This is a genomic window from Porphyrobacter sp. YT40, from assembly GCF_006542605.1.
Classification (GTDB): domain Bacteria; phylum Pseudomonadota; class Alphaproteobacteria; order Sphingomonadales; family Sphingomonadaceae; genus Erythrobacter.
This window is the reverse complement of record NZ_CP041222.1, coordinates 637847-655272: the sequence shown is the minus strand read 5'-3', so window position 1 is coordinate 655272 and position 17426 is coordinate 637847. Positions and strand designations below refer to the sequence as shown.

Below are 17426 nucleotides of genomic sequence, written 5' to 3'. Positions count from 1 at the left end.
CTTTGGCCGGACTGGCGCTTTACACCTTTGACCTTGTCGTCCGCCGGTGCTTAGGGGAGCGCCAAACCCTGTGGGGTGCAAATCGACTTAGTGAGGGATGGCTTCGATGAGTGACATGACGAAGGCTGACGGTGATGTGCGGATCGAGACCGATTCGCTGGGCGAAGTGGCGGTTCCGGCGAACATGCACTGGGGTGCGCAGACGCAGCGCTCGATCGTGAACTTCCCCATCGGCGGCGAAAAGATGCCCCCGGCGCTGGTGCGGGCGCTGGGCGTGCAGAAGCTTTCGGCGGCCAAGGCCAACATGAAGCTCGGCGTGCTCGATGCCAAGCTGGGCGAGGCGATCGTCCAGGCCGCGCGCGAGGTGATCGACGGAACCCTTGCGGACCAGTTCCCGCTGGTGGTGTGGCAGACCGGAAGCGGCACCCAGTCGAATATGAACGCCAACGAAGTGATCGCGAGCCGCGCGAACGAGATCCTGACCGGCCAGAAGGGCGGCAAGAGCCCGGTTCACCCCAACGACCACTGCAACATGGGCCAGTCGTCGAACGACACCTTCCCCACCGCGATGCACATCGCCGCGGCGAGCGAGGCGATCGACCACCTGATTCCGGCCCTGAAGAAGCTCCACGGCGCGCTCGATGCCAAGGCGAAGGAATTTGCCGACATCGTCAAGATCGGCCGCACCCACTTGCAGGATGCGACCCCGATGACGCTGGGGCAGGAATTCTCGGGCTATGCCAAGCAGATCGAATACGGCATCGCCCGCGTCGAGGCGGCGCTTCCGCGTGTGCTGGAACTGGCGCAGGGCGGCACCGCCGTGGGTACCGGGATCAACGCCAAGGTCGGTTTCGACACGGCGTTTGCCGCCGAAGTCGCCGCCGAGACCGGCCACGCTTTCGTCACCGCGCCCAACAAGTTCGAAGCGCTCGCCGCGCATGATGCGATGGTGGAGATTTCGGGCGCGCTTAACGTGCTCGCGGTCAGCCTGATGAAGATCGCCAACGACATCCGCCTGCTGGGCTCCGGCCCGCGTTCGGGCCTCGGCGAACTCAGCCTCCCCGCCAACGAACCGGGCTCCTCGATCATGCCGGGCAAGGTCAACCCCACCCAGTGCGAGGCGATGACGATGGTCTGCGCGCAGGTGATGGGCAACCACATGACGGTGACGGTCGCCGGTTCGCACGGGCATCTGGAACTGAACGTGTTCAAGCCGGTGATGATCTACAATGTGCTCCAGTCGATGAAGCTGATCGGCGATGCCGCCCACGCCTTCACCGACAACTGCGTCGTCGGCATCGAGGCGAACACCACCCGCATCACCCAGCTGCTCAACGAAAGCCTGATGCTGGTGACCGCGCTGAACCCCCACATCGGCTACGACAACGCCGCGAAGATCGCCAAGAAGGCGCACGCGGAAGGCACCACGCTGAAGGAATCGGCGCTCGCGCTCGGCCTGCTGACCGAAGAGCAGTTTGCCGAGTGGGTGGTGCCCTCCGACATGATCAAGCCCCGCGATTAAGTGCCGTTGGTCGATGATGAACAGCCGTTCATCATTCGACCAAAACCCGAGTCCGCCCGACAACCTTCGCCCCGCCCGGTAGCTTTCGCCGGGCGGGCACAGTATCGCTGATTGCCATTATGGCGACCACCCCCATCCACGATACCGCCCCCGACGGGTCCGTGCCGACCGTGTCGTTTCGCACGGTATTGTTCTCGATGATCGTGCTGTGGGCGACTTATTTCATCCTCACCACCGTGCGCGCGATGGTGATGGATTTCGATCTCCAGTTCGAGCTCGGCTGGCGCCGGCTGCTGGTGACGGTGATCGGGGTCGGCTTCACGATCGTGCTGTGGCTGCTGCTGCGCCTGTTCGACACCCGCCCGCTGTGGATCAAGATTTCCGGCGCGATCGTGCTGGCGATGCCCGTTGCGCTGGGGATCGGGCAGGTCAATTACCTCGTGTTCAAGGACACGCAGGTCGCGCAGGAACAGGCCTACGCCAAGAAATACAACCTCAACCTGCGCCGTGACGAGAGCGGCAATCTGCTGGTCGATGTGCCCGTGCGCCGGGTCGGCCCCGTGCCCGAGGGGCAGAGCGGGGGCGCGGTGCCGCCGGGCGGGCAGGTGGAATCGGTGATCATCGCCCCGGCGGAAACCAGCGCCGATTTCTGGCGCAAGCTGCTCGACGTGGCGCTGGGGCGCTACTTCCTGCTGCTGGCCTGGGCCTCGACCTATTTTGCGCTGCTCGCCGGCGTGCAGGCGCGCGCGGCGCAGCGGCGGGAGGAGCAGTTCCGCTCCGCCGCCAAGGCCGCCGAATTGCTCAGCTTGCGCTATCAGGTGAACCCGCATTTCCTGTTCAACACGCTCAATTCGCTGTCGGCATTGGTGATGACCGGCAAGGCCGAGCGGGCCGAGCGGATGATCCAGACGATCAGCCGCTTCTACCGCCACTCCCTCGCCAACGAGCCCACCGCAGACGTGTCGCTGATCGACGAGTTCGACCTGCAGAAGCTCTATCTCGATATCGAGGCGGTGCGCTTTCCCACGCGGCTGGTGACGGTGTTCGATCTGCCCGCCGATCTCGAGGATGCGCGCGTGCCGGGGATGATCCTGCAACCGCTGGTCGAGAATTCGGTGAAATACGCGGTCTCCCCCGTCTCGCGCCCCGTTACGATCACGATGGCCGCGCGCGAGGAGTTCGACCGGCTGGTGATCACCGTCGGCGACGATGGCCCGGGCGTGCCGCAGGGCACCACCCACGGCTTCGGCATCGGGCTCGCCAATGTGCGCGACCGGCTGGAGGCACGCTTCGGCCCCGATATCGGCTTTTCTTCCGCCCCCGTGCCGGGCGGCTATTGCACCGAAATCCGCATTCCTCTGACAAGAACCACGAGCCGCCATGTCTGATCCGCAAGCCGACACCGCCGCCCTCAGAACCCTGATCGTCGACGACGAACCGCTCGCGGTCGAGCGGGTGCAGGTGATCTGCGCCGAAATCCCGCAGGTGCGCGTGGTCGGCACCGCGAGCGACGGGGCCGCGGCGCTGCGGCTGGCCGAGAAGCTGACACCCGATCTGGTGCTGCTCGACATGACCATGCCCGAATTGGACGGCCTTGGCGTCGCGCGCCATTTCGCCGCGCAGCCGCAGGCCCCGGTGGTGATCTTCGTCACCGCGCATGATCACTTCGCGGTCGAGGCCTTCGATCTGGAAGCGGTCGACTATGTGCTCAAGCCCGTCTCCGCCGACCGGCTGGCGCGCGCGATCGAGCGCGCGGTCGCCCGGCGCGGCCAGCGGCGCGAGAAGCAGAGCCGCTATCTCGACGAGCTGTGGGTGCCGCACCGTTCCGAGCTGCTGAGGATCGCGGTGAGCGAGGTCCACCAGATCGACGCCGAGCGCGATTATGTGCGCCTCCACGTCGGCGGGGCCGAGGGTGGGCGTTCCTACCTGCTGCTCCAGACCATCGCGGGGCTGGAAGAACGGCTCGATCCCGAACAGTTCATCCGCATCCACCGCTCCACCATCCTGCGCCGCGACCATATCCGCGGGCTGCGTCACGATGGCCTCGGCGTGTGGTCGGCGGAGCTTGTGAATGGCGAGGCGCTGCGCATCGGCCGCACTTATCTGGCGCGCGTCAAGGCGATGGCGGGCAGGTGATGCTTTTGTTTTAAGCCACCTTCGGTGGCGCAGACCTCCCACCCCGCCTCCCGCCCGGCCACCACAACATAGTGGTACTATTGGTGGCCGGGCGGGGAGGCGGGGCGGGCGGTATGCATCGCGCGTCAGCGCGATCCTCACAAAAAACGGCCCGAACCCCAAGGGACTGGAGGGGTTCGGGCCTCAGGATGCGCCGTCCCGCCTGCGGGGCGAGGGACGGCGCAAGCTCGGTAGGCGCCGGTCAGCCGCCGCGCCGTTCGTTCGACAGCAGCAGTGCGACCTGCTGGCGCGCGTCGGAGCGGGCCTTGGCGAGGCAGGTGCGGGCTTCCTGGCTCATCACGCGCGAACCGGTGGTCACGCTGGTGGTGCGGCAGACGCTGCGCACGGCCTTTTCAACGCGCTGGTCGAGGGTTTTCTGGCCCTTGACCGTGCCGAGATCGAGATCGGCGGTGTCGACGCTGATCGTCATCGTCTGCACCTCGCCGGCCAGCGCCGGGCTGATCGCGGCGCCGGCCATGGCGATCGCCGCAAGGGTGTGAGTGGCTGTTTTCGCAAGGGGTTTCATCTCTCTCTTCCTCCGTTTGGCAGGCGGCCTGTGATCGGAAGGGGGTCCGATTGCGGGGGGATGAGGCATCCTGCTGAAACCCGTTCTACGCCCCGCCCTTACCCGGATCATGCGACCTTCGATCAACCCCGCCCGCCCGCTCGACCGAGGCAGCGGCGTGAAGACCAATGGCGTGAACGCGCGGACAAATGGCGGTTTGCAATCGACAAGCGCAGCGCCATAGTGGGGGCATGACCTGGGCGACGGTGATCATCTTCCTGATGGGAATCGCCAATTTCGCGATCAACCGCGCGGTGTTCGACAGCGGCCACCCGCTCTTCGCGCGCCTGCCGCAGGCGAGCCAGACGCTCGGCAGCCGCGCCGCGCTGGTGAGCGAATTCGTGGTGCTGTGGGTGGCGCTGCTGCTGTCGGTCAGAGGCTGGCCGATCTTCGTCTATTTCTATGGCATCTACACGATGGCCAATGGCTTTGCGGCTTGGATGATCGTGACCCGCCGCATATAGGTGACGCACGCCGAAAGCCTGGCCGGGAGCGCCGAACACCATGGATGCCAAGACCCCCTGCTGGCTCGTCGTCAATCCCGCGAGCGGAAGCAACACCGTCGATTCCGCCGAATCGCTCAAGGCCGCGCTCGAACAGCGCGGCTGGGAGGTCGCCCGCACGCTGGTATTCCCCGACGATGGCCTGCCCGACCCGCGCGAGTTGGGCGCGCAGGGCATCGCGCAAGTGGTGATCTACACCGGCGACGGCAGCATGGGGGCGCTGATCAACCACCTTTCGGGCTGGAGCGGATCGGTGCTGGCCCTGCCCGGCGGGACGATGAACCTGCTGCCGCTGCGGCTGCACCGCTCGCTCGATATCGAAGCGATCCTCGATGTGGTGGCGGGCGGCGGGGCGGTGGCGCGGCGGCTGGGCTGCGTGCGCTGCGATGCGGGCCTCGCGCTGGCGGGCCTGCTGGTCGGGCCGGGCACCGCCTGGAGCCGGGTGCGCGAATCGATGCGCCACTTCGCCGTCGCCGACATCGCCAGCGAGACCATCGCCGCGATCCGCGAGACCGCCAGCGGGCCCTATGTCACCCTGCCCGAACGATCCGCCGCGCGCGCCGAGGGCTATCCGCTGGTCGAGCTGACGCCGGGCGAGCACGGCATCCAGATCGACGGCTATTTCGCCGAGGCGCCGGGCGAGTTTGCCGAGCAGGCCTGGGCGCTGCTGCGCCGCCGTTTCCGCGAAGGCCCGCACGATCGGCTGGGGCTGGCCGATGCAATCACGCTCCAGAGCGTCGACGGCGGCCCGCTCGCCTGCCTGATCGACGGCGAGCCTGCCGAGTGCCCGTCCCCCTTCCGCTTCACGCTCGAATATTGCGGCGTGGACCTGCTGGCGACCGCGCATGACTGCTGAGGTGCGCCGCCTGTTCCACCTGTCGGACATCCATTTCGGGCTCGAGGATCGCGAGGCGCTCGAATGGGTGCGCGGCGAGATCGCCACGCGCCGCCCCGATGCGGTGATCATCACCGGCGATCACACGATGCGCGCGCGGCGCCACGAATTCGCCGCAGCGACGCGCTGGATCACCGCGCTCGACGTGCCGGTGACGATCAGCATCGGCAATCACGACATGCCCTATTTCAACCTGATCGAGCGCTTCTTCGCGCCCTACAAGCGGTTCGAGGGGATGAAGGACGTGGTCGAGCGTGAGCTCGATCTGCCGGGCCTTGCGATCGTTCCGCTCAAGACCGTGCGGCGCTGGCAGCCGCGGTTCAACTGGTCGAAGGGCTGGGTTACGCCCGCCGCGCTGGCGCGGTGCCTGCGCGCGATCGACGCGCTGCCCGCCGGGATGCGCGCGCTGGTGGCGGTGCATCACCCGCTGCGAGAGGTCGGCACGCAGGGCACCGCGCTCACCAAGCATGGCGAGGCGGCGCTGCGCGAGCTGGCGCGGCGCAAGGTGCTGGGCGTGCTTTCGGGCCATGTCCACGACCCCTTCGACATCGCCGAGCCGACCGCCGAAGGCCCGGTGCGGATGATCGGTGCGGGCACGCTGTCGCAGCGCACCCGCTCGACCCCGCCGAGCTTCAACGAGCTCACCTGGGACGGCACCACGCTGACGGTCACGGCGCGCAATCTCGAGGATGTGCCGACGCCCGCCATGATGATCGCGGACGTGCCCCCCGATGCCATGCCGCCGCGCTCGCCGGACGAGCCTGTCGCCCCGGTCGACCGGGTGCCGGAGGTCGATCCGCCGGTGCATTGACCGCCGCGCGTGGCACGCCCTCGGTAACCTGACGTGGGGCAGTTTTAACCTTTTCTCTATTGCCGGCGTTAAGACATTCTTCGGCATATCGCGCGCGCAGGCGGGGGGCTTGCATCCATTTGTGCCGCCCGGCCTGCCCTGTTCAACCGATGCGCCGCCCTGTGAGGCGCGTGAGATGAAGGGGTGTTGCGATGGATCTCATCAAGTCCGTCATGCTCGGCGCTGTTCTTTCGGTCACGCTCGCGCTGGTGATCGGCGCGCAGGGGACCAGTGCGGGGCCGCTGGCGATCCACATGGTCCACCTCGCGCAGACCAAGTTCTACTGGTCCTGGCCGATTTTCCTGTCGGGAACCGGGCTGTCTTTCGGGGTGATGCTGCTGCAGCGCTAGGTCGGGCGCTGGCACGAAAAAGGGCGGCTCCCTCGCGGGGGCCGCCCTTCTTGTATCGGGTAAGGTAAGACCTTAGCGCTTCGAGAACTGGAAGCTGCGGCGGGCCTTGGCCTTGCCGTACTTCTTGCGCTCCACCACGCGGCTGTCGCGGGTGAGGAAGCCTTCGGCCTTCACCGCGCTGCGCAGCTCGGGCTCGTACTTGGTCAGTGCCTGGGCGATGCCGTGCTTCACGGCGCCCGCCTGACCCGAAAGCCCGCCGCCGCGCACGGTGGCAACGACATCGTACTGGCCGGCACGGTCGGTGACGGTGAAGGGCTGGTTGATCACCAGACGCAGGGTCGGACGCGCGAAGTAGGTTTCCTGATCGCGGCCGTTGATGGTGATCTTGCCGGTGCCCGGCTTGACCCACACGCGGGCGACCGCGTCCTTGCGGCGGCCGGTGGCGTAGGAACGGCCCTGCGCATCGACTTCGCGGTCGCGCAGCGGCGCGGTGTTGCGGGCGATTTCGGCGGCGTCGCCCTGCGGGGCGTTGCCGGCGATGTCCTTGAGATCGGCGAGATCCGAGACGGTTGCGGTTTCGTCAGCCATTATGCGGCAACCTTGTTCTTGCGGTTCATGGAAGCGACGTCGAGCACCTGCGGCTTCTGGCCGTCATGCGGGTGCTCGGTGCCGGCATAGAGGTGCAGAGCCTTCATCTGCTGACGGCCCAGCGGGCCGCGCGGAATCATGCGCTCGACAGCCTTTTCGAGCACGCGCTCGGGGAAACGGCCGCCCAGCACCTTGGCCGGGGTGGTTTCCTTGATACCGCCGGGGTGGCCGGTGTGCTTGTAATAGACCTTGTCGCCCATCTTCTTGCCGGTGAACTGCACCTTGTCGACATTGATGACGATCACGTGATCGCCGCAATCGACGTGCGGGGTGTAGCTCGGCTTGGTCTTGCCGCGCAGGATGTTGGCGATGATCGAGGCCAGACGACCCACGACGAGACCGTCGGCGTCGATAATGTGCCAGTTCTTTTCGACCTCGGCCGGTTTGATCGACCGGGTCTGCTTGGTGAGCGCCTTCATGGCATATGTCCTTGGTTCGAAACTGTCTGCCGGGGATGATCCGGGAGAATCACCCGCCAGGCCTGCGGCCCGGTTGGCGAAGTGGCGCGCAAATGTCGCTTGAGGGGCGCGAAGTCAAGCAAAAGCGCCGTTTTTGGATGCGGTAAAATAATACCGCTACTCCGGAATGGACCCCATCAGCCAGCCGAGCGTCGCCGGATAGGAAGCATCGGCGTGCCAGCCGATCACCGCCGGCGTGTCGTAGGGATGGAGTTCGCCCAGCCGCTCCACCACGTCCTCGAGCCGCTCCGACGTGGTCTTGAACAGCACGCCGACCTCGTTCCCCACCGCGCGGGCGCCGTCCCACACAAAGCGGCTTTCGATCCCGGGCAGGATGTTGGCGCAGGCGATCAGCCGGTCGTCGAGCAGCGCATCGGCGGCGGCGCGGGCGCTTTCGGTGTCGGGGAAGGGACACCAGACCAGCGCCGCGCCGGACATCATGCCGCTCTCCGGGCAAGGCCGTCGGAATGCATCGCGCGCGCGGTCGCGGCGACGGTCAGCGCGCCGACCAGCTGGTGCGCGGCGGCGATCCACAGAGCGACGCCGCTCATCACCGTGGCGATGCCGAGCAGCACCATCGTCCCGAAGGCGGTGTGCACGGCGATGCTGGCGAAGCGATCGGTCTTGCGCACCCGCCGCGCCAGCCACACCAGCGCGGCAACCGCGACCCACGCCCACCAGCGGTGCAGGAATTGCAGCAGGAAGGGGTCGTGCGTCAGGTTCCATACCGACCAATCGACCTGCGGCACCAGCCGTCCGTTCATCAGCGGCCAGTCATAGGCGGCATGGCCTGCATTGAGCCCCGCCACCCACGCGCCGAGCAGCAATTGCACGAACAGCACCGCGCCGACGAGCGCCGCGCCCGCCGTCAGCGGGGCGGGACGCGCGGCGGGGTCACGGGCGAGCTGCCGCAGATCGCGCGCGGTCCATACAAGGCCCGCGAGCAGGAACAGCGCGGTCAGCAGGTGCGCCGAGAGGCGGAAGTGGCTAACATCGGTCAGGTCGGTGTTCCCCACGCCCGAGGACACCATGTACCACCCCAGCGCACCTTGCCCGCAGATCAGCGCGAACATCGCCGCCAGCCGCCAGCCATAGCCCGCCGGAATCGCGCGCCGCAGCGCGAAAACCGCCAGCGGCAGCAGGAAGGCGAGGCCGATCACGCGGCCCAGAATGCGGTGGAACCACTCCCAGAAGAAGATGAACTTGAACGCGGCGAGGTCCATCCCCGCCGGGCCGCTTTCCATGCGGTATTCGGCGGTGAGGCGATATTTGGCGAATTCGGCGGCCCAGGCGCTTTCGCTGAGCGGCGGGAGGATGCCGCTGACGACGTTCCATTCGGTGATCGACAGCCCGCTCTCGGTCAGCCGGGTGATCCCGCCGACGACGACGATCATCACCACCAGCACCGCGACAAGCTCCAGCCAGCGCGCCACCGCCAGCGGTCGGGCGCGGGCGCCGGGCGGATTGGCGAAGAGGTTCGACAGGGAGGCGGAGGTGGCCATTTCGCGCCCGTCTTTGTCCCTCCACCGCCGCGCGCGCAAGCCCGTTTGCCGCAAACACCGGTGCGGCGCGTGCAAGCGCAGGGGCGAAGCCGCAGAAAATCCTCCCTCACGCACCTTGCGCAATGTAACAACATTACATATGTGGGGTCGACCATGTCCCGCGATGCTCTCCCCCCAGCGAGTCGAACCTCGTTCCGGCGCCGACTCGACCAGATCGGGATCGGGCTGGCGGGCCTGTGCGCGGTGCATTGCCTGCTGACGATCGTGATCGTCTCCGCCATGGGGCTGGGCGGGCATTTCCTGCTGGAAGAGAACATCCATCGCATCGGCCTGTTGCTGGCGCTGCTGGTGGCGGCGGTCGCGATCGGCTGGGGCCTGCTGCGCCATGGCCGTGTGCTCCCCTTCGCCATCGCCGCGGGCGGGCTGGCGCTGATGGCGGCGGCGCTGGTGGTGCCGCACGGGACCAACGAATTCGCGCTGACGCTGATCGGCGTGGTGCTGGTTTCGATCGGGCACTGGCTGAACCTGCGCGCGGCGCATTGATCCTCGCAAAACGCGCGGTTGCACTGCGGCGGCGAGGGACTATGTCTCGCGCCATGACCAAGACCATCACCCTCAACGGCGCGCCCCACCACAGCAAGGCCGTTACCATCGCCGAACTGGTGCGCGAACTCGATCTGGCGCCCGAGAAAGTCGCGGTGGAGCGTAACGGCGAAATCGTCCCGCGCTCGACGCTGGGAGAGGCCGCGCTGGCCGAGGGCGATGTGCTGGAGATCGTGCATTTCGTCGGCGGGGGCGATCACGACGATACGTGGACGGTCGCAGGCCGCACCTTCCGCTCGCGCCTGATCGTGGGCACGGGCAAGTACAAGAGCTTCGAACAGAACGCCGCCGCGGTCGAGGCTTCGGGCGCGGAGATCGTCACGGTCGCGGTGCGGCGGGTCAATGTCAGCGACCCCAAGGCGCCGATGCTGACCGATTTCATCGACCCCAAGAAAATCACCTACCTCCCCAACACCGCCGGGTGCTTCACGGGCGAGGACGCGGTGCGCACGCTCCGCCTCGCGCGCGAGGCGGGGGGCTGGGATCTGGTGAAGCTCGAAGTGCTGGGCGAGGCGCGCACGCTCTACCCCGATATGCGCGAAACGCTGAAGGCGACCGAGGTGCTGGCGAAGGAAGGCTTCCTCCCCATGGTCTATTGCGCCGACGATCCGATCGCCGCGAAGCAGCTGGAAGATGCGGGCGCAGTCGCGATCATGCCGCTGGGCGCGCCGATCGGGTCGGGCCTCGGCATCCAGAACCGCGTCACCATCCGCCTGATCGTCGAAGGTGCGAAGGTGCCGGTGCTGGTCGATGCGGGTGTCGGCACCGCGTCCGACGCGGCGGTCGGCATGGAGCTGGGCTGCGACGGCATCCTGATGAACACCGCCATCGCCGAGGCGAAAGACCCGATTCGCATGGCCCGCGCGATGAAACTCGCGGTCGAAGCCGGGCGCGAGGCCTATCTGGCGGGGAGAATGGCGCGGCGGATGTATGCCGATCCAAGCTCGCCCTTGGCGGGGTTGATCTAAGACAGCTCCTGCGCAAGGCGCTGCAACGGCTGCGCAGCAGCCGCAAGGCCGACCGGCCGCCCGAAGCGACGCGCGCGAAGGTCGCATGAGCGGGGATTTCGCACCGCGGATGCGATGCGGACACAAAGACTCCTACCTAACGCTTAATTAACCATGCTGTGCGACGTTCTCCTCGTCCGAAGGAGCTACGCGCCATGATGATGCCGATTGCCGAGATGCGGGAATTTGCCGGGTTCGCCCCTGCCGAGCAGCGCTATATCAAGCGCAGCCTCGACATCGGCCTTGCGCGCACCGACGCTTTCCGGCGCTGGGGCCGGGGCGAGGCGGAAAACACCGCGATCCGCCGCCAATATGTCGCCTATCAGGATCTCAAGGCCCTGCGCGGGCTGGTGCCGGTCCAGGGCACCCCGCAGGAGGTCGAGCGTTTCCTCGGCAAGCTGGTGCGCATCGCCGCCTTCGATCTGGAGCAAGAGCGGTTGGCAAGCTTTTCGGCTTTCCGCTTCCTCTACGAACGCCTGCTGGGCGCGCGGGTGCGCCCATGGCTCCCCGCCGCCTTCTGCGCCGCAAGCGCGCTGCCGAGCATCGCCCCGCAACGCCGCAAGGTCCTGCTGCAATCGCTCTCCGAAGCCGCCGCTACCGCGCCCGGCTGGTCGGAGCGCGAGCCGGTGTTCCTGCCCGAATATGTGGACGATTTCGAAGCGGCCTAATAGTTACGAGCGATGGAGACCCCCTCCCCTTATCACCCCCCGGTCAAGCGCTCGCTCAGCATCGCGGGGCACGCGACCTCGATCAGTCTCGAACCGCTGTTCTGGGAGATGTTGAAAGACGCCGCCACGCGCGAGGGACTGGCCGTGGCCGCCCTCGTCGCGCGGATCGACGCCGAACGGATCAAGTCCCCCACCCCGCCCGGCCTCGCCAGCGCGATCCGGGTGTGGCTGGTGGAGCAGATGCGCGATCAGTAATTGGCCGGCGGATCGCTGGCCGGGAAGCTTTCGTCGAGCTCCTGATCGGTCTCGGTCCATGCGCGGTTTTCGGGATCGCGCATGGCATCCGGCCCGGCATCGCGGACGGTCTGGTGGCCGGCATCCGCCTGTCCATCAGCCAGCGCGGCATTGTCGCTCCCGCCATCGCGGGTGAGATAGCGGTAACCGGCGTAACCGGCGGCACCGAGGGCTGCTAATCGCAAGATCATGTCGAACTCCTGAGGTTGTGTACCCGGGAGCAAGTCGGCAGGCCCGTTTTTGGTCCCCGCCTAGTCGTCCACCCGTTCGATATCCGCGCCGACCAACTGGCCTGCTTCCGCTCGGTGTGCATCGACACGGTCCGGAGGATGGGGGTGGCGCCGGACGGCTCAGCCTTCGGCGGCGAGCAGCTTTTCCCACGGCGGTGTCGCGGTGCTGGGCTTGAGGCAGGGGCGGGCGATTTCGGCCATGGCCTTGGCCCAGTCGTACCCCTCGCCGCCATTGCGCTGGTCGTAGATCACCACTGGCCCGTCGATGAACCGCATCACCGGCCGCCCGCGATCCGGCACGCCGCGCGCGCGCAGGAACACCCCGTCACCATCCGCCGTCACAATGATGGCATCGCTTTTCGGCTCGCTCTTGCCTGCCACCCAATCCAGTTCTCGCTCGTTCCACAAGGGAGCCCCGCGCTGCATCGGGAAGGCGCGCAGCTGCGCAAGACCGCCCGGGCACGTCGTCAGGTCTGCTTCTTCGAACGCATAAAGGTGCGGGATCAGTTCGGCTGCCTCAGCCGGCGAGGTCGGCAGCCACGAGACCAACTTTGCTATGTCGGCATCCTCAAGTTCTCTTTCGTCCTTGCGCCGCACCATCCGCATTCGCGCCTCGCGATCAATGGCAAAGGCCCAGCCGTCGTACCGAAGCAGCGCAACCGTATAATGCGCATCGACCAGATTGGGTGTGGCATGGTCGCGGCGATCTTCTGGCGGAATCCAGACATCATCTGCCGCCGTCCGGTGCGACCGCGGCACCGGATCAGCGAAATAGAGGTTCACGTCGAAGACCAGCGATGCGAGCCAGGCGTAGTTGCGCTCGCCATAGATCGACGCCCAGGCCTCCACGCGCCTTTCTTCGGCACAGTCCACCACCGAGCGATCCGGATTGCAAACGAAATCCGCGGGCAGGTCCTTCGGATCGAACACGTAATCCGCCGCCGCCGGTGTCCCGGTCGCCAGCATCAGCGCGGCTACGATGGCACCCGCGCGGCGCATCAATCGTCCACCCGTTCGATATCCGCGCCGACCAACTGGAGCTTTTCCTCCAGCCGCTCGTAGCCGCGGTCGAGGTGGTAGAGGCGGCGCACCGTGGTCTCGCCCTCGGCGGCGAGCGCGGCGATCACGAGGCTCATCGAAGCGCGCAGGTCGGTTGCCATCACTTCCGCGCCGGTGAGGTGCTGCGCCCCCTTGACGATCGCGGTGCGCCCTTCGGTGGTGATATCCGCGCCCATCCGCGCCAGTTCGGGCACGTGCATGAAGCGGTTTTCGAAGATCGTCTCTTTCAGAACGCTCGCGCCTTCCGCTTTGCAGAGCAGCGCCATCAGCTGCGCCTGCATGTCGGTGGCGAGGCCGGGGTAGGGCGCGGTGGTGAGGTTGGTGGCCTTCATCGCGCCATTGGCCTTCACGGTGACGCTCTTGGCGTCCCACTCGACATGGATGCCGATCGCCTGAAGCGCGTGGATAGTGGCCATCATGTCCTCGGCCTTGGCGCCCTCCAGTCGCACTTCGCCCCCGGTGATCGCGGCGGCGCAGGCGTAGGAGCCCGCCTCGATCCGGTCGGGCATCACGCGATAGGTCGCGCCGTGCAGCCGCTTGACCCCGTGAATGGTGAGGTTGGAGGTGCCGATCCCCTCGATCTCCGCCCCCATCGCAACCAGCATGTTGCACAGGTCGACGATCTCGGGCTCGCGCGCGGCGTTGAACAACCGGCTGGTGCCCTTCGCCAGCACCGCGGCCATCAGCGCATTCTCGGTCGCGCCGACGCTGACCACGGGGAAATCGAAATCGCCGCCGGGCATCCCGCCATCGGGCTGGATCGCGCGGACATAGCCTGCGGCGAGCTCGATCTTCGCGCCGAAGGCTTCGAGCGCCTTCAGATGCAGGTCGATCGGGCGGTTGCCGATCGCGCAGCCGCCGGGCATCGAGACGGTCGCCTCGCCCGCGCGGGCGAGCATCGGGCCGAGCACGAGGATGCTCGCGCGCATCTTGCGCACCAGATCATAGGGCGCGACGGTGGAGGTGATGCGGGTCGCCTCCATGCTCATCACCCGCCCGAAATCCTCGGGCCGCGTGCCCTGAATCACCGTGGTGACGCCGAACTGGTTCATCAGGTGCTGGAACCCGTCGATATCGGCGAGGCGCGGCAGGTTGCGCAGCGTCAGCGGCTCTTCGGTGAGCAGCGCGCAGGGGATCAGCGTGAGCGCGGCGTTTTTCGCGCCGGAGATGGGGATGGTGCCGGATAGGCGGTTGCCGCCGCGGATGATGAGCTTGTCCATGCCCGCAGCCTTAGCGAAAAGTGCCTTTGGCGCAACTCACCCGCGACAGCGGGGCTCAAAGATTGACCTTGCCTGCCGCCTACGGCACGGGATCGCGGAACAAGGTCGGGCCGCACGCCTTTAGAGTCCATTCCCAGCGAGAGCGCCGCATGTCTCCCAAACCGATCCGCAAAGCCGTCTTCCCCGTTGCCGGCCTCGGCACGCGCTTCCTGCCCGCGACCAAGGTCGTCCCCAAGGAATTGCTGCCGGTGGTCGACCGTCCGCTGATTCAATACGCGGTGGACGAGGCGCGCGAGGCGGGGATCGAGCAGATGATCTTCGTCACCGGGCGCGGCAAGACCGGCATCGTCGAGCATTTCGATATCGCCTTCGAACTCGAACAGACCATGACCGAGCGGGGCAAGAGCCTCGACGTGCTCGAACCCACGCGTGCGACACCTGGCGATGTGATCGCGGTGCGCCAGCAGGTGCCGCTCGGCCTCGGCCACGCGATCTGGTGCGCGCGCGCGATCGTGGGCGACGAGCCCTTTGCCATCTTCCTCCCCGACGAGCTGATGGTGGCGAAGGAAGGCGGCACCGGCTGCATGAAGCAGATGGTCGAGGCCTATAACGAGGTCGGCGGCAATCTCATTTCGGTGCTGGAAGTGCCGATGGCGCAGGTCTCCAGCTATGGCGTGATCGAGCCCGGCGAGGAACGCGGTGCGCTGACCGAGGTGCGCGGGCTGGTCGAGAAGCCCGCTGTCGCCGAAGCGCCCTCTAACAAGATCGTCTCGGGCCGCTACATCCTCCAGCCTGAAGTTATGCGAGTGCTGGAGAATCAGGGCAAGGGCGCGGGCGGCGAGATCCAGCTGACCGACGCGATGGCGAAGATGATCGGCCAGCAGCCGTTCCACGCGGTCACCTTCGACGGCAACCGCTACGACTGCGGCAGCAAGGTCGGCTTCGTCGAGGCGACGCTGGCGATAGCCCTCGCCCGGCCCGACATGGGCGAGGAAGTGCGTGCGATCGCGCTGGATTTGCTGAAGTAGAGAGCGCGCCCTCCCCGAGGGGAGGGAGGCCTTACGGGTTACTCCGCCGCTTCGCTTGTGGGGGCTTCCTCGGCGGTGTCATTGTCGCGGGCGATGGCCTTCTGCTTCGGGGGCTTGGCCGGAGCGGGGGCCTTTGCCGGGGCGGGTGCTTCGGCCTCCGCATCCGCCGCGCCCTTGACCAGTCCCGACAGGGACGAGCCGTCCAGCCCCAGCTCCTTCATCAGCCCGTCGAGCACCGGCGCCTGCGCGCGGTAGGCGAGCGCCGCCGACACCGCATCGCTGGCGAGGTTGCCGCTGCCGCCGCCCGCGCCGGAACCGCCGCCCGACCCATCGTTCGCCGCGCGCCCGCCATTGGTGAGCCCGTCGACCTGCACGATCTTGATCGAATCGATCGCCTCCATCGGCTTGGCGCTTTCGCGGATGACTTCGGGCAGCACCTTGAGCAGCGCCAGCTTGGTTTGCAGGCTGATCTGCTCCATCGAGAGGATATTCGCCGCCTCGTTGACCGCGCGCTGGCCCGCCGCCTCGACTTCGAAGCGCACCCGCGCGGCTTCGGCGCGCAGCTTTTCGGCCTCGGCCTCGCCCTGGGCTTCGAACTTGATCGCCTGCGCGCGGTTGGTCGCCGCGTCCTTTTCCGCCTCGGCCTGCACCTTGACCGCGATGGCATCGCGTTCGGCCTGCTTGGCAGCCTCGATCAGCTCGATCTTCTTCTGACGCTCGGCGATTTCGCTTTCGCGCGCGGTGGCGACGCGTTCTTCAGCCTCGACCGCCTTGGCGCGGGCATCATCGGCCTGCGCCTTGGCCTGGCTTTCCTCGCGCGACTTGTTCTGCACCGCGATCTGCTGTTCCTGCCGGGCGATCTCGAGCGCGCGCTGCTGGTCGATCCGCGCTTCCTCGACCAGACGGTCGGCCTCGATCTGCTGGGCATCGACCTGCTTCTTGGCCTCGATCCGTGCGGCTTCCGCCTCACGGTTGCGCTCGGCCTGTTCGCGGGCGATTTCCGCCGCCTGGCCTGCGCGCCGCACTTCGACCTCGCGCTCCTGCTCGAGCCGCGCATATTCCTGATCGCGGCTGATCTCGAAGCTCTTCTTGCTCGCTTCGAGGTTCTTGGTCTCCATCTGGACGCGAGTGTCCTGTTCGATATCGTTGCGCAGCTTCTTGCGCGCCTCGATCTGCTCAGTCAGCTTGGTCAGACCCTCGGCGTCGAAGGCGTTGTTGGCGTTGAAGTGTTCGATGCTGGTCTGATCGAGGCCCGTCAGCGAGACCGACTCCAGCTCCAGCCCGTTCATCGCCAGATCATTCGAGGACACCTGCTGCACCTTCTGCACGAAGTCCGCGCGCTGTTCGTGCAGCTCGTTCATCGTCATCCCCGCCGCGACCGAACGCAGCGCGTCGACGAACTTGCCTTCGACCAGATCCTTGAGCAGTTCGGGCTGCATCGTGCGCTGGCCCAGGGTCTGCGCGGCCATCGCGATCGCGGTCGCATCGGGGCGGACGCGGACGTAGAATTCCGCCTTCACGTCGATCCGCAGCCGGTCGAGCGTGATCAGCGCCTCGTTGTCCTTGCGCACCACGCTCAGCACCAGCGTGTTCATGTTGACCGGCATGGTCTCGTGGAACACCGGGAACACCAGCGCGCCGCCGTTCATCACCACCTTCTCGCCGCCCATGCCGGTGCGCACGAAGGCGGTTTCCTTCGAGGCGCGGCGGTAGAGGCGCATGAGGAAGGCGATGACGAGCACGAAAAACAGGAAGCCGCCCCCGCCGACCACCGCATAGGTGATCAGATCGGTGGCACCGCCCCCATCGCCGGTGGTGGCCAGCGCCCCCATTGTGGTCAAAACCATCT

Annotated in this window: 21 protein-coding genes; 12 read left to right on the top strand and 9 right to left on the bottom strand. The window is 67.0% G+C overall.

What is annotated here, in order from left to right; all coding sequences use genetic code 11:
* Positions 1-115: 115 nt before the first annotated feature.
* The 3 genes from fumC (at position 116) to E2E27_RS03080 (ending at position 3658) form a co-directional block, all read left to right on the top strand.
* On the top strand, positions 116-1522 hold the full coding sequence (gene fumC / locus E2E27_RS03090; protein ID WP_141461530.1) for a class II fumarate hydratase: 1407 nt from the start codon (positions 116-118) through the stop codon (positions 1520-1522).
* A gap of 119 nt (positions 1523-1641) precedes the next feature.
* Positions 1642-2910, top strand: coding sequence for a sensor histidine kinase (locus E2E27_RS03085; RefSeq protein ID WP_141457636.1), 1269 nt, complete (start codon positions 1642-1644; stop codon positions 2908-2910).
* Positions 2903-3658: a LytR/AlgR family response regulator transcription factor gene (locus tag E2E27_RS03080; protein WP_141457635.1), complete on the top strand. Its 756-nt coding sequence runs from the start codon at positions 2903-2905 to the stop codon at positions 3656-3658. Before E2E27_RS03085 ends, E2E27_RS03080 begins: the two co-directional genes overlap by 8 nt.
* Before the next feature lie 241 nt (positions 3659-3899).
* Here E2E27_RS03080 and E2E27_RS03075 read toward each other — a convergent pair whose 3' ends face one another.
* Positions 3900-4223, bottom strand: a complete 324-nt coding sequence (locus tag E2E27_RS03075) for a UrcA family protein (RefSeq protein WP_181443536.1) — start codon at positions 4221-4223, stop codon at positions 3900-3902.
* A gap of 230 nt (positions 4224-4453) precedes the next feature.
* On the opposite strand from E2E27_RS03075, the gene E2E27_RS03070 reads away from it, so the two are divergent.
* The 4 genes from E2E27_RS03070 to E2E27_RS03055 all read left to right on the top strand — a co-directional run bounded on the left by E2E27_RS03070 (position 4454) and on the right by E2E27_RS03055 (position 6860).
* Positions 4454-4726, top strand: coding sequence for a hypothetical protein (locus tag E2E27_RS03070; RefSeq protein WP_141457633.1), 273 nt, complete (start codon positions 4454-4456; stop codon positions 4724-4726).
* Between the two features lie 40 nt (positions 4727-4766).
* Positions 4767-5621, top strand: coding sequence for a diacylglycerol/lipid kinase family protein (locus E2E27_RS03065; RefSeq protein WP_141457632.1), 855 nt, complete (start codon positions 4767-4769; stop codon positions 5619-5621).
* Positions 5611-6471 (top strand): metallophosphoesterase family protein, encoded by an 861-nt coding sequence (locus E2E27_RS03060; protein ID WP_141457631.1) that lies wholly within the window; start codon positions 5611-5613, stop codon positions 6469-6471. The genes E2E27_RS03065 and E2E27_RS03060 overlap by 11 nt, the downstream gene beginning before the upstream one ends.
* A 191-nt stretch (positions 6472-6662) precedes the next feature.
* Positions 6663-6860, top strand: a complete 198-nt coding sequence (locus E2E27_RS03055) for a hypothetical protein (protein ID WP_141457630.1) — start codon at positions 6663-6665, stop codon at positions 6858-6860.
* 72 nt (positions 6861-6932) lie between these two features.
* Here E2E27_RS03055 and rpsI read toward each other — a convergent pair whose 3' ends face one another.
* From rpsI to E2E27_RS03035, 4 genes are all read right to left on the bottom strand, one after another.
* Positions 6933-7448 (bottom strand): 30S ribosomal protein S9, encoded by a 516-nt coding sequence (gene rpsI / locus E2E27_RS03050; protein WP_141457629.1) that lies wholly within the window; start codon positions 7446-7448, stop codon positions 6933-6935.
* Complete coding sequence (gene rplM, locus E2E27_RS03045) at positions 7448-7927, bottom strand: 50S ribosomal protein L13 (protein ID WP_141457628.1); 480 nt, start codon at positions 7925-7927, stop codon at positions 7448-7450. Before rplM ends, rpsI begins: the two co-directional genes overlap by 1 nt.
* Positions 7928-8083: 156 nt before the next feature.
* Positions 8084-8407, bottom strand: coding sequence for a divalent-cation tolerance protein CutA (gene cutA, locus E2E27_RS03040; RefSeq protein WP_353653634.1), 324 nt, complete (start codon positions 8405-8407; stop codon positions 8084-8086).
* Entirely contained in the window at positions 8404-9468 is a 1065-nt protein-coding gene (locus tag E2E27_RS03035) for a COX15/CtaA family protein (protein ID WP_141457627.1), read from the bottom strand. Before E2E27_RS03035 ends, cutA begins: the two co-directional genes overlap by 4 nt.
* A gap of 153 nt (positions 9469-9621) precedes the next feature.
* On the opposite strand from E2E27_RS03035, the gene E2E27_RS03030 reads away from it, so the two are divergent.
* The 4 genes from E2E27_RS03030 (at position 9622) to E2E27_RS03015 (ending at position 12001) form a co-directional block, all read left to right on the top strand.
* Positions 9622-10011, top strand: coding sequence for a MerC domain-containing protein (locus E2E27_RS03030; protein ID WP_141457626.1), 390 nt, complete (start codon positions 9622-9624; stop codon positions 10009-10011).
* 53 nt (positions 10012-10064) lie between these two features.
* Positions 10065-11039 (top strand): sulfur carrier protein ThiS, encoded by a 975-nt coding sequence (thiS, locus tag E2E27_RS03025; protein ID WP_502705529.1) that lies wholly within the window; start codon positions 10065-10067, stop codon positions 11037-11039.
* A 194-nt stretch (positions 11040-11233) separates the two neighbouring features.
* Positions 11234-11746, top strand: a complete 513-nt coding sequence (locus E2E27_RS03020) for a hypothetical protein (RefSeq protein WP_141457624.1) — start codon at positions 11234-11236, stop codon at positions 11744-11746.
* A gap of 12 nt (positions 11747-11758) precedes the next feature.
* Positions 11759-12001, top strand: a complete 243-nt coding sequence (locus E2E27_RS03015; protein WP_141457623.1) for a ribbon-helix-helix domain-containing protein — start codon at positions 11759-11761, stop codon at positions 11999-12001.
* Here the strand turns inward: E2E27_RS03015 and E2E27_RS03010 are convergent.
* From E2E27_RS03010 to murA, 3 genes are all read right to left on the bottom strand, one after another.
* A complete protein-coding gene (locus E2E27_RS03010) occupies positions 11995-12231 on the bottom strand; it encodes an iron-containing alcohol dehydrogenase (protein WP_141457622.1) in 237 nt (78 codons plus the stop codon). The genes E2E27_RS03015 and E2E27_RS03010 overlap by 7 nt on opposite strands.
* A gap of 159 nt (positions 12232-12390) precedes the next feature.
* On the bottom strand, positions 12391-13269 hold the full coding sequence (locus E2E27_RS03005; protein WP_141457621.1) for a hypothetical protein: 879 nt from the start codon (positions 13267-13269) through the stop codon (positions 12391-12393).
* Entirely contained in the window at positions 13269-14549 is a 1281-nt protein-coding gene (murA, locus tag E2E27_RS03000; protein WP_141457620.1) for a UDP-N-acetylglucosamine 1-carboxyvinyltransferase, read from the bottom strand. The genes E2E27_RS03005 and murA overlap by 1 nt, the downstream gene beginning before the upstream one ends.
* A gap of 149 nt (positions 14550-14698) precedes the next feature.
* Between murA and E2E27_RS02995 the strand changes: the two genes are divergently transcribed.
* Entirely contained in the window at positions 14699-15577 is an 879-nt protein-coding gene (locus E2E27_RS02995) for a UTP--glucose-1-phosphate uridylyltransferase (RefSeq protein ID WP_141457619.1), read from the top strand.
* A 38-nt stretch (positions 15578-15615) separates the two neighbouring features.
* Here E2E27_RS02995 and E2E27_RS02990 read toward each other — a convergent pair whose 3' ends face one another.
* A complete protein-coding gene (locus tag E2E27_RS02990) occupies positions 15616-17298 on the bottom strand; it encodes a flotillin family protein (RefSeq protein ID WP_502705545.1) in 1683 nt (560 codons plus the stop codon).
* Positions 17299-17426: the final 128 nt, after the last annotated feature.

Excerpts from the sequence above, each read along its gene's own strand:
- E2E27_RS03075 (WP_181443536.1), bottom strand. The coding sequence starts at position 4,223 with ATGAAACCCCTTGCGAAAACAGCCACTCACACCCTTGCGGCGATCGCC.
- E2E27_RS03060 (WP_141457631.1), top strand. The coding sequence starts at position 5,611 with ATGACTGCTGAGGTGCGCCGCCTGTTCCACCTGTCGGACATCCATTTC.
- E2E27_RS03085 (WP_141457636.1), top strand. The coding sequence starts at position 1,642 with ATGGCGACCACCCCCATCCACGATACCGCCCCCGACGGGTCCGTGCCG.
- E2E27_RS03010 (WP_141457622.1), bottom strand. The coding sequence starts at position 12,231 with ATGATCTTGCGATTAGCAGCCCTCGGTGCCGCCGGTTACGCCGGTTAC.
- E2E27_RS03015 (WP_141457623.1), top strand. The coding sequence starts at position 11,759 with ATGGAGACCCCCTCCCCTTATCACCCCCCGGTCAAGCGCTCGCTCAGC.
- murA (WP_141457620.1), bottom strand. The coding sequence starts at position 14,549 with ATGGACAAGCTCATCATCCGCGGCGGCAACCGCCTATCCGGCACCATC.
- rpsI (WP_141457629.1), bottom strand. The coding sequence starts at position 7,448 with ATGGCTGACGAAACCGCAACCGTCTCGGATCTCGCCGATCTCAAGGAC.
- E2E27_RS03020 (WP_141457624.1), top strand. The coding sequence starts at position 11,234 with ATGATGATGCCGATTGCCGAGATGCGGGAATTTGCCGGGTTCGCCCCT.
- E2E27_RS03065 (WP_141457632.1), top strand. The coding sequence starts at position 4,767 with ATGGATGCCAAGACCCCCTGCTGGCTCGTCGTCAATCCCGCGAGCGGA.
- E2E27_RS03070 (WP_141457633.1), top strand. The coding sequence starts at position 4,454 with ATGACCTGGGCGACGGTGATCATCTTCCTGATGGGAATCGCCAATTTC.
- rplM (WP_141457628.1), bottom strand. The coding sequence starts at position 7,927 with ATGAAGGCGCTCACCAAGCAGACCCGGTCGATCAAACCGGCCGAGGTC.
- E2E27_RS03030 (WP_141457626.1), top strand. The coding sequence starts at position 9,622 with ATGTCCCGCGATGCTCTCCCCCCAGCGAGTCGAACCTCGTTCCGGCGC.
- thiS (WP_502705529.1), top strand. The coding sequence starts at position 10,065 with ATGACCAAGACCATCACCCTCAACGGCGCGCCCCACCACAGCAAGGCC.
- cutA (WP_353653634.1), bottom strand. The coding sequence starts at position 8,407 with ATGATGTCCGGCGCGGCGCTGGTCTGGTGTCCCTTCCCCGACACCGAA.
- E2E27_RS03055 (WP_141457630.1), top strand. The coding sequence starts at position 6,663 with ATGGATCTCATCAAGTCCGTCATGCTCGGCGCTGTTCTTTCGGTCACG.
- E2E27_RS02990 (WP_502705545.1), bottom strand. The coding sequence starts at position 17,298 with ATGCGCCTCTACCGCCGCGCCTCGAAGGAAACCGCCTTCGTGCGCACC.
- E2E27_RS03005 (WP_141457621.1), bottom strand. The coding sequence starts at position 13,269 with ATGCGCCGCGCGGGTGCCATCGTAGCCGCGCTGATGCTGGCGACCGGG.
- E2E27_RS03080 (WP_141457635.1), top strand. The coding sequence starts at position 2,903 with ATGTCTGATCCGCAAGCCGACACCGCCGCCCTCAGAACCCTGATCGTC.
- fumC (WP_141461530.1), top strand. The coding sequence starts at position 116 with ATGACGAAGGCTGACGGTGATGTGCGGATCGAGACCGATTCGCTGGGC.
- E2E27_RS03035 (WP_141457627.1), bottom strand. The coding sequence starts at position 9,468 with ATGGCCACCTCCGCCTCCCTGTCGAACCTCTTCGCCAATCCGCCCGGC.
- E2E27_RS02995 (WP_141457619.1), top strand. The coding sequence starts at position 14,699 with ATGTCTCCCAAACCGATCCGCAAAGCCGTCTTCCCCGTTGCCGGCCTC.